General features: G+C 66.0%; 10 protein-coding genes. All 10 read left to right on the top strand.

Translation table 11 applies throughout. The features are described from left to right. The first annotated feature begins 47 nt into the window (after positions 1-47). The gene (locus tag ACZ9A3_RS03260; RefSeq protein WP_093386372.1) at positions 48-953 is read left to right on the top strand and encodes a transporter; all 906 of its coding nucleotides are present in this window, start codon (positions 48-50) and stop codon (positions 951-953) included. A gap of 22 nt (positions 954-975) precedes the next feature. Beyond that, the gene (locus tag ACZ9A3_RS03255; protein WP_093386377.1) at positions 976-1,953 is read left to right on the top strand and encodes an AAA family ATPase; all 978 of its coding nucleotides are present in this window, start codon (positions 976-978) and stop codon (positions 1,951-1,953) included. A 10-nt stretch (positions 1,954-1,963) separates the two neighbouring features. Continuing rightward, the gene (locus ACZ9A3_RS03250; protein WP_476252133.1) at positions 1,964-2,914 is read left to right on the top strand and encodes a DUF58 domain-containing protein; all 951 of its coding nucleotides are present in this window, start codon (positions 1,964-1,966) and stop codon (positions 2,912-2,914) included. Continuing rightward, positions 2,911-3,402, top strand: a complete 492-nt coding sequence (locus ACZ9A3_RS03245; RefSeq protein ID WP_093386386.1) for a DUF4381 domain-containing protein — start codon at positions 2,911-2,913, stop codon at positions 3,400-3,402. Before ACZ9A3_RS03250 ends, ACZ9A3_RS03245 begins: the two co-directional genes overlap by 4 nt. Next, positions 3,389-4,393, top strand: a complete 1,005-nt coding sequence (locus ACZ9A3_RS03240; protein WP_213602173.1) for a vWA domain-containing protein — start codon at positions 3,389-3,391, stop codon at positions 4,391-4,393. Before ACZ9A3_RS03245 ends, ACZ9A3_RS03240 begins: the two co-directional genes overlap by 14 nt. Next, positions 4,383-5,960, top strand: a complete 1,578-nt coding sequence (locus tag ACZ9A3_RS03235; RefSeq protein WP_476252132.1) for a VWA domain-containing protein — start codon at positions 4,383-4,385, stop codon at positions 5,958-5,960. Before ACZ9A3_RS03240 ends, ACZ9A3_RS03235 begins: the two co-directional genes overlap by 11 nt. Continuing rightward, positions 5,957-7,252 (top strand): BatD family protein, encoded by a 1,296-nt coding sequence (locus ACZ9A3_RS03230; RefSeq protein WP_476252131.1) that lies wholly within the window; start codon positions 5,957-5,959, stop codon positions 7,250-7,252. Before ACZ9A3_RS03235 ends, ACZ9A3_RS03230 begins: the two co-directional genes overlap by 4 nt. After that, the gene (locus ACZ9A3_RS03225) at positions 7,249-8,253 is read left to right on the top strand and encodes an HAD family hydrolase (RefSeq protein ID WP_213602179.1); all 1,005 of its coding nucleotides are present in this window, start codon (positions 7,249-7,251) and stop codon (positions 8,251-8,253) included. Before ACZ9A3_RS03230 ends, ACZ9A3_RS03225 begins: the two co-directional genes overlap by 4 nt. A gap of 91 nt (positions 8,254-8,344) precedes the next feature. Continuing rightward, complete coding sequence (locus ACZ9A3_RS03220) at positions 8,345-9,934, top strand: arylsulfatase (protein WP_093386412.1); 1,590 nt, start codon at positions 8,345-8,347, stop codon at positions 9,932-9,934. A gap of 155 nt (positions 9,935-10,089) precedes the next feature. Then, positions 10,090-12,612: a spermidine synthase gene (locus tag ACZ9A3_RS03215; protein ID WP_476252130.1), complete on the top strand. Its 2,523-nt coding sequence runs from the start codon at positions 10,090-10,092 to the stop codon at positions 12,610-12,612. Positions 12,613-12,620 lie beyond the last annotated feature (8 nt).

Raw genomic sequence — 12,620 nt, 5'->3', positions numbered from 1 at the left:
CCGCTGTGGACGGCAAACAAGCACTAATCGACTGAAGGAGCCAAGCCATGGGTACCCGCCTTACTGCACGTCAAACGGCGTTGCTCGTGCTCACCACCGCCCCGCTGCTGGCCCAGGCAGACAACGCCCGCGACTGGCAGAACATCCCCATCGACCTCAACATGGTCTTTGGCTACTACAACCGCATCGATGCCAACACCCCCATCGACACCGCGCTGCCGATCGACGGCCTGTCGCTGGATGCCGACCTGTACATCCTGCGCCTGGCGCGCTCGTTCGACATTGCCGGGCGCAACAGTGCGATCCAGCTGGTGCAGCCCTATGCCGACGTGTCTGCCTCGTTCGACAACGCTCGCTTTTTCGACGGCACCAAGCACAACGGCGGCATGGGCGATACCCAGATCGTTTTCGCCCACAACTTCTTTGGCGGCCCGGCGCTGACTGCCGAGGAGTTTGCCAACTGGACTCCGGAAACCTTTATGACCGGTGCGCTGTGGCTGACCGTGCCCAACGGCGATTACGACAAGGACCGGGTGATCAACATCGGCGCCAACCGCTGGGTGCTCAAACCGGAAATCGGCTTTGGCACGCCCTTCGGCCCGACCTGGCTGGAGATCAACACCTGGGTCTCGCTGTTCGGCGACAACGACGATTACCTGGGCAACAGCAAGCTTGAGCAAAAGCCGCTGTACGCCGTTGAGGGCCACTACAGCTACACCATCAACCGCGCCTTGTGGGCCTCGCTGGACGCCACCTACAGCGCTGGCGGCGAGACCAGGGTCGATGGCGTCGGCCAGGACAACCAGCAGGAAAACGTCCTGCTCGGCGCCAGCATGGGCTTCATGCTCTCGCCGCAGTTCGGCGGCCTGATCGCTTACACCGACACGGTCTCGGAGCGCAACAAGTCGCCTGATGTGAACACCTGGACCTTGCGTCTGAACTACGCCTGGTAACTGCCATGACAAGGACTGGACCATGAGCGCCCTGACTGACATCAACGCCCTGCACGCCGCCATCGCCGAAACGGTACTTGGCCAGGACCAGGTGATCCGGCAGATCCTGATCGGTCTGTTGGCCAACGGCCACGTATTGCTCGAAAGCCTGCCGGGCCTGGCCAAGACCCGCACGGTCAAAGCCCTGGCCCGGCACCTGGACGCACAGATGAGCCGCATCCAGTTCACCCCCGACCTGCTGCCCTCGGACATCACCGGCGCCGAGGTGCTGCAGCAGGTCGGCGGCCAGCATCAGGTGCACTTCCAGCCCGGGCCGCTGTTCGGCAACCTGATCCTCGCCGACGAGATCAACCGCGCCCCGGCCAAGGTCCAGGCCGCCCTGCTCGAAGCCATGGAAGAGCGGCAGATCACCGTCGCCGGCAACAGCCACAAGCTGCCGGCGCTGTTCATGGTCATCGCCACCCAGAACCCCATCGAGCAGGAAGGCACCTACCCTCTGCCTGAGGCGCAGATGGACCGTTTTCTGATGAAGGTGCTGCTCGACTACCCGGCACCCGACAACGAAACCCAGGTGCTGCAACTGCTGCGTCAGGAAGAGCAGCAAGCGGCGGCGCAGACTGCGGCCAATACCTTCAGCCTGGCCCAGGACGTGATCTTCCAGGCGCGCCAGGAGATCGCCGCGATCCATGTCGCGCCGGCCATCGACCGCTACCTGATCGACCTGATCAACGCCACCCGCCACCCCGCCGACTACGACCCGGAGCTGGCCCGCTGGCTGCAACTAGGCGCCAGCCCGCGCGGCGGGATCAGCCTGGATCGCTGCGCGCGGGCCGATGCCTGGCTGCAAGGCCAGGACTTCGTCTCGCCGGACAACGTCCGGGCGATGGTCCACCCGGTGCTGCGCCATCGCCTGCAACCAAGTTACGACGCGGTGGCAGATGGCGTTGGCAGCCAGCAGATTCTCGACCGCCTGCTGGACAAGGTCGCCATTCCGGCATAAGGAGCAGGCCATGGCGCTCAAGGCGCAAGCAGCCGACGGGCTGGTGTATGTGTCGCTGGCCCAGTTGATGGCCCTGGAGGCCGATGCCCGGGGCTTGAGCTTTCTCGCCCGCCAGCCACGGGCCAGCGTGCTGGCCGGCAGCCATGCCTCGCGCCTGCGCGGGCGCGGCCTTAACTTCGATGAGCTGCGCCGCTACCAGCCCGGCGACGACCTGCGCCACCTCGACTGCAAGGCTTCGCTGCGCAGCGGCACGCCGATCGTGCGCACCTTCACCGAAGAGCGTGACCGCCCGGCGTTGCTGCTGATCGACCAGCGCATGTCGATGTTCTTCGGCAGCCAGCGCAGCTTCAAATCGGCCATCGCCGCGCAACTGGCAGCGCTGGCGGCGTGGATGGCGCTCAGAGCCGGCGACCGCGTCGGCGCCTTGCTGTTCAACGACCAGAAGATCGAAAGCCTGTCGCCGTTGCGCAGCCGCAGCCGGGTCCAGGCCATCTGCGCGGCCACCGCGCGCTTCAACCAGGCGTTGGAAGCCCAGGCTCCGGAAAGCGACTCGGCGCAGAGCCTGGACACAGTCCTGCAACGCTGCCTGAGCCTGGCCGCCCACGATCACCTGATCTGCATCATCAGCGATTTTGCCGGTGCCAGTGAACGCACCCTGCAGCAGCTACGCCAGTTGCGCGCGCACAACGACGTCATCGCCTTGCAGGTCTATGACCCGCTGGCCCTCGACCTGCCGCGCGCCGGGCGCATGCTGGTCAGCCAGGGCCAGTTGCAGGTCGAGCTTGCCGTCGAGCGCCGCCAGGTGCACAAGCCATTGAGCGAATTTCTGCGCGCACGCCTGCAGGAGGTGGCCGCACTGCTGCGGCGCAGTCAGGTACCGTTGCTGATGTTCAGCACCGCCCTGCCCGCCAGCGAGCAACTGCGCCTGGAACTGGGCAAGCGCCAGGGGCATTGGTCATGAGCAGCGTGCGGCCAAGCATCGACCAGCTCAAGGAACTGGCCCTGCCGCCAGCCCCCAGCTACCTGCCGCAAACCTGGGGCTGGGCAGCCCTTGCGGTGCTACTGCTGGCTGCACTGCTGAGCTACGGCGCCTGGCGTTATCGGCGCTGGCGGCTGAACCGCTACCGGCGCGAGGCACTGGCGCAACTGGCGCTGATCGAGTCGCGCCTGGTAGACCCGCAGCAGCATCTGGCGGCCCTGCGCGAACTGCCCGAGCTGCTCAAGCGCGTGGCATTGTCGATGCCGGCCAGCCCGGCTGTCGCCAGTTTGCGCGGTAGCGACTGGCAAGCTTTTCTCAGCGCCCACAGCCCCACAGCGCTGCCTGCGGATTTCGCCGAACAACTGGCGCACCTGGCCTACGCGCCGGACAGCCGCTTGCAAGGCAGCGATGCGCAGACGCTGCTGCATCAGTGCAGAACCTGGGTGGAACACCATCATGTGGCAGTTTGACTACCCCTGGTTGCTGCTCCTGTTGCCGCTGCCGCTGCTCGGCTACCGCTGGCTGCCGCCCTACGAAGAGGCCCGCAGCGCTATCCGCGTGCCGTTCTTCGCAGCCATCAGCCGGGCCAGCGGCCAGGCACCGGGTGTGCCCGGTACCCGCCACAACACCTGGCAACTGATTCTGCACTGGCTGCTCTGGGCCTTGCTGACTGTGGCACTGGCACGCCCGGTGCTGGTCGAACCGCCGCAGCAGCATGAACAGCCGGTACGCGACCTGATGCTGGCGATCGATATCTCCCAGTCGATGCAGACCGTCGACCTCAAGGACGCCAACGGCCAGCCGGTGTCGCGCATGAGCGCAGTCAAGGCGGTGGTTCAGGACTTCATCCGTCAGCGCCCCAAGGACCGCCTCGGCCTGGTGGTGTTCGGCAGCGGCGCTTACCCGCAGGCGCCGCTGACCCTCGATCACGCCAGCCTGGCCCTGCTGCTGGCGCAGACCGATGTCGGCATGGCCGGCCCCAACACCGCCATCGGTGACGCCATCGGCCTGAGCCTGAAACTGCTGGAGCAGGCCAAGGAGCCGGAAAAGGTGCTGATTTTGCTCACCGACGGCAACGACACCAGCAGTGCCATCACCCCCGCCCATGCCGCCGCCATGGCTGCCGCGCGTGGGGTGGTGATCCACACCATCGGCATCGGTGACCCTCAGGCCGAGGCCGAAGCCAAGGTCGACCTGCAGAGCCTCGAACAGATCGCCACGGCCACCGGCGGGCGGTTTTTTCGCGCCGCTGACCGCGATGCCCTGCAGCAGGTCTACACCACCCTCGACCAACTCACCCCGCACCAGGTCAAGACCCTGACCCACCAGCCCAAGCGCGACCTGTTCTGGCTGCCGCTGGCGGCGGCGCTGCTGATGTTCAGCACCTATCACCTGTTGGCCCTGCTGTTTTCGCTGCGCCCGCGCATTAACCCTGCAAAGGCTGCCAGGCATGGACATTGACCTGCACAACCTGCATTTTCTGCGCCCGCTGTGGCTGTGGCTGCTGCTGCCTGGGGTGCTGCTACCGCTGGCCTGGTACTACCGCCGGCAAACCCTCGCAGCCGGCCACAGCAACATAGCCGCGCACCTGCTCAAGCATTTGCGCCTGGACGGCCATGACCGCCATTTGCTGCGCCCGGTGCACCTGGCCAGCGCCTTGCTGATCCTCGGCGCCGTGGCCATGGCCGGGCCGAGCTGGGAACAGGACCGCCCGGAGTTTCTCGACAACCGCGCGCCGTTGATTCTGGCCCTGGACCTGTCCGGCTCGATGGACGCCAGCGACATCGCCCCCAGCCGCCTGGAAGCGGCCAAGCACAAGCTGCACAGCCTGATCGAGCGCCGCCAGGGTGCCGCCACCGGGCTGATCGCCTATGCCGGCAGCGCGCACCTGGTGCTGCCGGCGACCCGCGACCCGGCCTTGCTCGACAGCTTTCTCCAGGCCTTGGCCAGCAACCTGATCGAGCAGCCGGGCAAGAACGTGCTGGCGGTGATCGAGCAAGCCAGGGCGTTGGTTGCCGCCGAGGATGGCCCGGCCACCCTGGTGCTGCTCAGCGATGGCGCCGACCGCAGCCAGTTGCCGCAACTGGCCAAGGCCCTGCAGGACACCCGCCTGCAGGTGCTGGTGCTGGCCGTGGGCAACAGCGACGACGGCCTGATCAAAGGCCCCGACGGCCAGCCCCTGAGCGACAGCCAGGGCCGTCCGCAACTGGGCCGCTTCGACAAGGACGGGCTCAAGCAACTGGCCTCGGCACTGGACGCGCCGCTGGGCAGCCTGACCCTTGATGACGATGACCTGGACTGGATCGAAGCTCATGCCCAGGCACATTTCGACGACGCCAGCGCCGACCCGCAGGCCCTGCACTGGAAAGACGCCGGCTACTGGCTGTGCTGGCCGCTGCTGGTGCTGGGGTTCCTGTGCATTCGTCGCGGCTGGAGCCTGAACTGGAGCGCCTGCCTGCTGCTGGGGCTGTTGCTGCCAGTCGACGGCGCCCGTGCCAACGCCCTGGTCGATGCCTTCCTCACCCCCGACCAGCAGGGCCGTTGGGCCTTCGAGCATCATCACTACCCGGCCGCTGCCGCGCACTTCAGCGACCCTTACTGGAAAGGCATCGCCGCCTACAATGCCGCCGACTACGACCTGGCCCTGGCCAGCTTCGCCCGCTTGCAGAGCGCTCCCGCCTATTTCTACCTGGGCAACATCTACACCCGGCGCTTCAAGTTCGACCAGGCCATCGCCGCCTACACTGAAGCCCTGCGCCTGCAACCGGAGTTTGCCGAAGCAAAAGCCAACCTGGCCCTGGCCCAGGCGCTGGCAAAAGACTACGACTCGGCGCAAGAGAACGCCCCTGAGGTAAAGCCTGATCAGGTGGCCTACGACAAGCCGGCCGGCAAAGGCCCGAGCAAACAGGTCGAAACTCCACAGGCCGGGTCCGATGAACTGTGGCTACAGAACCTGACCACCTCGCCGGCAGATTTCCTGCGGCGCAAGTTCAGGCTCCAGGACCAGGCGCCAGGGGGCACGCAATGAAGCACCTGGTGTTGCTTCTGGCCCTGTTCAGCAACGGCCTGCTGGCCGCCGAAGCGCAGTTGCGCGTGCAGGCGCAACTGTTGCCCGACGACTCGGCAGTGGTCGGTGAAACCGTGCAACTGCAACTGGACGTGCTCACCGACACCTGGTTCACCAGCGCCCCGCAACTGCCCGAGCTGAACCTGCCGGGGGCCCTGGTGACACCGCCGGCAGGCCAGGCCGAACACCTGACCGAGCGCCAGGGCGACATTCCCTGGTTCGGCATGCGCTACCTGTACCAGCTTACCCTGCAACAGGCCGGTGACCTGCAACTGCCGGCCTTGACCGTCACCGCCACCCCGGGCAATGCCCTGGCACCGTTGAACGCCAGTAGCCAGCCGCTGCTGCTGCACGTGCATCTACCGGCCGGGGTTGATGCCGGGCAGCAGGTGCTGGTGGCCAGCCAGGTGCGCTTGAGCCAGCAGATAGCCCCGGCCAGCGGTGATCTGAAGGTCGGCGACAGCCTGACCCGCAGTATCACCCTGCAGGCCGACGGCGCCCTGAGCCTGATGCTGCCGGTCACCCCGCTTGACCACGTCGCGGGCCTGAGCCGCTACCTCAAGACCCCGCAGGTCACCGCGCTAGATGATGGCCGCGGGCATGCGCTGGGCGGCCAGCGCATCGACAGCGCCAGCTACCGCATCGAAAAACCCGGCACGTTCCAGCTGCCCGCGCTGCGCGTGCAATGGTGGAGCACCCAGGACCAGACCCTGCACAGCGCCGAACTGCCGGCCATGCGCTTCACCGCCAGCGCCAACCCGCAATACCAGCCGCCGTTCTCGGTCACCGAAGACCTGCAACGGCTCGGCCAGCAATCACGCCTGCACCTGTCCCGGCATTGGCTGACAGCGGCGATCATTGGCGCATTGTTAGGCCTGCTCGCACTGCTCGTCCGTCGCTATGGCGACCAGGGCCGGACTGCCTGGCAGCGCTGGCAAGCTGCCCGCAAGGCGCGTCGCGAAGCCTCTGCCGCCTATGCCTGGCAACAGGTACCCGGGCAACTGCGCCAGCGCCCGGCGCAACTGAGCGCCCTGTACCTGTGGTGGCGGCGCAGCCAGGGCCGGCTGCGCCTGGCCGATGCCGATCAGGCTTTGCTGCGCCAGTGCTATGGCAGCACCAGCCAGGCAGCACCGGAAGCATTCATCCCGCACCTGCAACAAACTCACCGGCCCACCGCCCGGCACACCCGCACCAGCGCTGGCGCACAGGCCTTGCGCCCGCTCAACCCCATACACGACAAGGAGTTGCCATGAACCTCAAGCCTCGCCAGCCACTCTGGCTGATGCTCTTGCTGTTGCTGCACTGGCCCGCGCTGCTGCAGGCCGCCGAGCCCTTGCCCAGTTGGCGCGATGGCGCCGCGCGCAGCGCGATACTGAGCTTTGTCGAACAGGTCACAAGCCAGGGCTCGAAGCAGTTCGTGCCCGCCGAACAGCGCATCGCCGTGTTCGACAACGACGGCACCTTGTGGAGCGAGCAGCCGGCGTACTTCCAGCTGCTGTTCGCCTTCGACGAGATCAAGCGCATGGCCCCCGAGCACCCTGAATGGAAAGACCAGCAACCGTTCAAGGCGGTGCTCGAGAACGACCAGAAAACCCTGGCCGCCGGCGGCATGGACAGCCTGCTGAAGATCGTCGGGGCGACCCATACCGGGATCAGCACCGAGACCTTCATCGGCCGCGCCAAGGCCTGGCTGGCCAAGGCCCGGCACCCGAAAAGCGGCAAGCCGTACAGCGAGATGATCTACCAGCCGATGCACGAGCTGCTCGATTACTTGCGCAGCCAGGGCTTCAAGACCTACATCGTTTCCGGCGGCGACACCGCCTTCATGCGCGCCTTCGCCGAAGAGGTCTATGGCATCCCGCCGGAACAGGTGATCGGCTCCAGCTTCATCACCGCCTACCAGGTGGTCGACGGCAAACCGCAAGTGCTGCGCACCGCCAAGATCGCCCACAACGACGATGGCCCCGGCAAGCCGGAAAGCATCGACGCGATCATAGGCCGACGGCCGATTTTGGCCTTTGGCAACTCCGACGGCGACCTGCAGATGCTGCAGTGGACCGCCGCCGGCGACGGCCCACGGTTCATGGGCCTGGTGCATCACACTGACGCTGCGCGGGAATGGGCGTACGACCGCGACTCAAAGGTCGGGCGCCTGGACAAGGCGCTGGATGAAGCCAAACGCCAGGACTGGACTATCGTGGATATGGCTGCCGACTGGGCACGGGTATTCCCTTTCGAGGCCACCTCGAAATGAGCATGTGCAGTGACGCTGTCAACGAACAACGCAGTGAGCAACTCATTGGCCGCCGGCTGGTGGTCTGGATCGCGAAAGGGAGGCAAGTCGAATGACTGGCAAACGCAGATGGATACCGACGCTCGCATTGATCGCGGCCTCGGTGCTGGGCATAAGCGCGGGGGCCGCCAATGCGGCGGACAAACCCAACATCCTGGTGATATTCGGTGACGATATCGGCCAGACCAACATCAGTGCCTATTCGATGGGCGTGGTCGGCTACAAGACCCCGAACATCGACCGGATCGCCAAGGAGGGCATGCTGTTCACCGATTACTACGCTGAGAACAGCTGCACCGCCGGCCGCTCCAGCTTCATCACCGGGCAGACGCCATTGCGTACCGGCCTTTCCAAGGTCGGCGCACCGGGGGCGCCCGTGGGCCTGCAGGACCGCGACATCACCATTGCCCAGGCGCTCAAGTCGCTGGGTTACAGCACTGGCCAGTTTGGCAAGAACCACCTGGGCGACAAAGACGAATACCTGCCGACCAAGCACGGCTTCGACGAGTTTTTCGGCAACCTCTATCACCTCAACGCCGAAGAAGAACCCGAGCGCCCGTACTGGCCCAAGGATCCCAACGACCCTTACGTGAAGAACTTCAGCCCGCGCGGGGTGATTCACGCCTTTGCCGACGGCAAGATCGAAGACACCGGCGCGCTGACCACCAAGCGCATGGAAACCATCGACGATGAAACCACCGCCGGTGCCCAGGCGTTCATCAAGAAACAGGTCGAGGCCGACAAGCCGTTCTTCGTCTGGATGAACACCACGCGCATGCACGTCTACACCCATGTGCGGGACTCGATGAAAGGGCAAAGCGGCATGCCTGGCAACGAGTACGCCGACGGCATGCTCGAACACGACGGTGACGTCGGCAAGCTGTTGCAGACCCTCGATGAGCTGAAGGTCGCCGACAACACCATCGTCGTCTACACCACCGACAACGGCCCCAACCAGTTCTCCTGGCCAGACGCCGCGACCACGCCATTTCGCAGTGAAAAAGACTCCAACTGGGAAGGCGCCTTCCGCGTCCCGGCGATCATCCGCTGGCCCGGCAAGATCAAGGAAGGCACGGTGTCCAACGAGATGTTCTCGGGCCTGGACTGGTTCCCGACGCTGCTGGCCGCCGCCGGTGCGCCGGATGTGAAAGACAAACTGCTCAAGGGTTGGGCACCGAGCACGGGTGGCAAGAACTTCAAGGTGCACCTGGACGGCTTCAACCAGCTGCCGTACCTGACCGGGCAACAGCCTAAAGGGGCGCGCGACGAGTTCTTCTACTTCAACGATGACGGCGACCTGGTGGCCATGCGCTGGGGCGACTGGAAGGCGGTATTCTGCGAACAGCGCCGGCCGGGTGGTTTCGAAGTCTGGCAGGACCCGTTCGTGTGCCTGCGGGTGCCGAAGATCTTCAACCTGCGCATGGACCCGTATGAGCGCGCCGACGTGGTCTCTGACCAGTACAACGACTGGCTGGCGAAGAACGTCTACCTGACCGGCATCGCAACCATGAAGGCGACGATGTTCCTTGAAACCTTCGTCGACTACCCGCCAAGCCAGCACCCGGCGAGCTTCAGCATCGACCAGGTGCGCAAGCAGGTTGACGCCAAGATCGAAGAGAAAATGAAGCAGAACAAGCAATAACCCTGCTCGCCCGCCAGCGGCTTCGGGCCGCTGGCGGGCGCGCTGTTTGCAGCCAGAACATTTCGGCCTGCTGACTGGCATTTGCGCTGCTAGGCTCAAGCACTGCCAGTGCGCTATACCGCACTCTCTGCCGATCACTACAAGGCCTTCGCCCGATGCCGGTTGCCAGCACCTCCCGACGCCGCAAAGCCATTTCCGTATCCGCCGCCCAGACCCTGCCTCGCGTGTCCCTGGCAGCCCTGTTGCTGCTGGCTTCCGGCGCCGCAGCGCTGATCTACCAGGTGCTGTGGATCAAGCAGCTGTCGTTGGTGGTCGGTGTCGAGGTGTATGCCATTACCGCAGGCATCAGTGCGTTTTTCGCAGGCCTGGCCCTCGGTGGTTTGTGGCTGGGGCGGCGCGCTGATGGCCTGGCGCGGCCACTGGCTTTTTACGCCGTGCTCGAAGTGGCGGTGGCCGTACTCGGCATCGCGGCCACGTTCGGCCTGAGTTGGGCCGCCGGGCCTTTCGCGCGCCTGGAAAACAGCATCGGCCTGCTCGCCTGGAGCCTGCCCTTCGCCCTGGTCGGCATCCCGGCCCTATTGATGGGCGGCACCCTGCCGGTGCTGGTACGCGCCGTCACCGCTGATGTCGAGGCCGTTGGCCGCGCGGGTGGCCAGCTGTATGCCGCCAATACGGCGGGCGCCATCATCGGCACCCTGCTTGCCGCCTTCGTGTTGATCCCGGCCCTGGGCATCCGTGGCAGTGCCTGCGCCGCCGCCGTGCTCAACCTGCTGGCCGCAGCCGGCGCCTTGTGGCTGGCCCGTGGCAGCACACCCTGCGCCCCTGCAGCCTGCGTCAGGCAGCCACGCACGGGCTCAAGTTATCTGGCGTTGACGCTGTACGCCGTGGCCGGCGGCATCGCCCTGGGTTACGAAGTGGTCTGGTCGCAAGCCATTGTCCAGTTCATGAGCACCCGCACCTTTGCCTTTGCCGTGGTCCTGGCCACCTACCTGGGCGGGCTGGTGCTGGGCAGCGCGCTGTATGCCCGGCGTGCCGACCGCATCGGCGACCCGTGGGGCGCCTTCGCCGTGCTGATCGCTGCGGCCGGGCTGCTGGCACTGCTGGAAATCGCCGGCCTCGGGCGCTGGCTGATCGCCCTGCAAAGCCAGGCCGAAGCAACGGTGCTGGCCCTCGGTGGCAGCGCCCTGGCCGGCATGTGCGCACGCTTCGCCGTGGTCGCGGTGAGCATCGTGTTCTTGCCCACCACCCTGCTCGGCGCAGCCTTTCCGCTGGCCTTGCGCCTGGTCAGTGAGCAAGGCCATGTCGGCCGCGATGTCGGTTCGGTGGTGGCCTTCAACACCCTCGGCGGGATTGTCGGGGTCATGCTTTGCGGCTTTGTGCTGGTGCCGCAACTGGGCCTGGTGCGCACCCTTGGCCTGCTCGCGGTGCTGGCGGCGCTGGTGGCCTTGCTGGTGGTACTGCGCGGTGAACGGGTCGCCAACACCAAGCGCCGCACGGTGTTCGTGCTGGGCATTGCCAGCCTGGCGATGGCCTGGCTGACCCCTGCCGAGCGCCTGGCGCAGCTGCTGCCCGGGGCGCGCAACAGCGAACTGGTGTTCTATCAAGAGGGCCGCGGCGGTACGGTGGCGGTGGTCGAGCAGCAAAAGCCCCAGGGCAGTTTTCGCCGTCTGTACATCCAGGGCGTGTCCAACACTGGCGATGCCATGCCGTCGCTGCGCTACATGCGCCTGCAAGCCTTGCTGCCGTTGCTGATCCACAACGGCGAACCACGTTCGGCGCTGGTCATCGGCCTGGGCACCGGCATTACCGCCGGCGCCCTGCTGCGCTATCCGGGCCTTGAGCAACGGGTGGTGGCCGAACTGCTGCCCGGCGTGGTCAGCGCTTCGGCGCTGTTTCAGGGCAACTACAACGCCGCCAGCGACCCGCGCCTGCAGGTGCGCCTGCGTGACGGGCGCCGCGAGTTGCTGGGCAATGCGCAACGCTACGACCTGATCACCCTCGAGCCACCGCCGCCGTCGGCGGCCGGCGTGGTCAATCTGTACTCGCGCGACTTCTACCGGCTGGCCGCCAGCCGCCTGAATACGCAAGGCCTGCTGGCCCAATGGCTGCCGTTGCCGACCCAGAACGACGAAGACAGCCGCGCCCTGGTGCGCAGTTTTCTCGATGTGTTCCCCTATGCCTCGCTGTGGACCACCGAGTTTCACGAGATGCTTCTGGTCGGCTCGCAGCAACCGGTGCAGCTTGACCTGGCGAGCATCAGCGAACGCCTGCGCCAACCCGAAGTACAGAGCAGCCTGGCCCAGGTCGGCATCGATTCCGCTGCCAGCCTGCTCGCTACCTGGGTCACCGACCGCGACGGCCTGGAGCGTTATGCCGGTGATGTCGCAGCGGTAACCGACGACCAGCCGCGCATCGAGTACGCGCCCTGGGTGCGCAGCGACGAGATCACCCGGGTACTGCCGGCGCTGATGGCATTGAGCAGCCCGGTACCGATCCAGGGCGCCGATAGCTTGTTCCGCCTGCAACTGGGCGAACAGCGCCAGCGTCTGCAGCGCTTTTACCAGGTCGGCCTCACGGCTTACCGCGGCCAGCGCGAAGCCTGGGCCCGGCAAGTGCGCGAGGTGGCCCGCGAAGATGGCCAGAACCCTTATTTTCGCTGGTTCCTCGGCTTGCCCTGAGGCGTGCG

The sequence above is a fragment of the Pseudomonas sp. TE4620 genome (genome assembly GCF_056279045.1).
This window is presented reverse-complemented; position numbering and strand designations above follow the sequence as displayed.

Excerpts from the sequence above, each read along its gene's own strand:
- ACZ9A3_RS03225 (WP_213602179.1), top strand. The coding sequence starts at position 7,249 with ATGAACCTCAAGCCTCGCCAGCCACTCTGGCTGATGCTCTTGCTGTTG.
- ACZ9A3_RS03255 (WP_093386377.1), top strand. The coding sequence starts at position 976 with ATGAGCGCCCTGACTGACATCAACGCCCTGCACGCCGCCATCGCCGAA.
- ACZ9A3_RS03245 (WP_093386386.1), top strand. The coding sequence starts at position 2,911 with ATGAGCAGCGTGCGGCCAAGCATCGACCAGCTCAAGGAACTGGCCCTG.
- ACZ9A3_RS03250 (WP_476252133.1), top strand. The coding sequence starts at position 1,964 with ATGGCGCTCAAGGCGCAAGCAGCCGACGGGCTGGTGTATGTGTCGCTG.
- ACZ9A3_RS03235 (WP_476252132.1), top strand. The coding sequence starts at position 4,383 with ATGGACATTGACCTGCACAACCTGCATTTTCTGCGCCCGCTGTGGCTG.
- ACZ9A3_RS03240 (WP_213602173.1), top strand. The coding sequence starts at position 3,389 with ATGTGGCAGTTTGACTACCCCTGGTTGCTGCTCCTGTTGCCGCTGCCG.
- ACZ9A3_RS03230 (WP_476252131.1), top strand. The coding sequence starts at position 5,957 with ATGAAGCACCTGGTGTTGCTTCTGGCCCTGTTCAGCAACGGCCTGCTG.
- ACZ9A3_RS03215 (WP_476252130.1), top strand. The coding sequence starts at position 10,090 with ATGCCGGTTGCCAGCACCTCCCGACGCCGCAAAGCCATTTCCGTATCC.
- ACZ9A3_RS03220 (WP_093386412.1), top strand. The coding sequence starts at position 8,345 with ATGACTGGCAAACGCAGATGGATACCGACGCTCGCATTGATCGCGGCC.
- ACZ9A3_RS03260 (WP_093386372.1), top strand. The coding sequence starts at position 48 with ATGGGTACCCGCCTTACTGCACGTCAAACGGCGTTGCTCGTGCTCACC.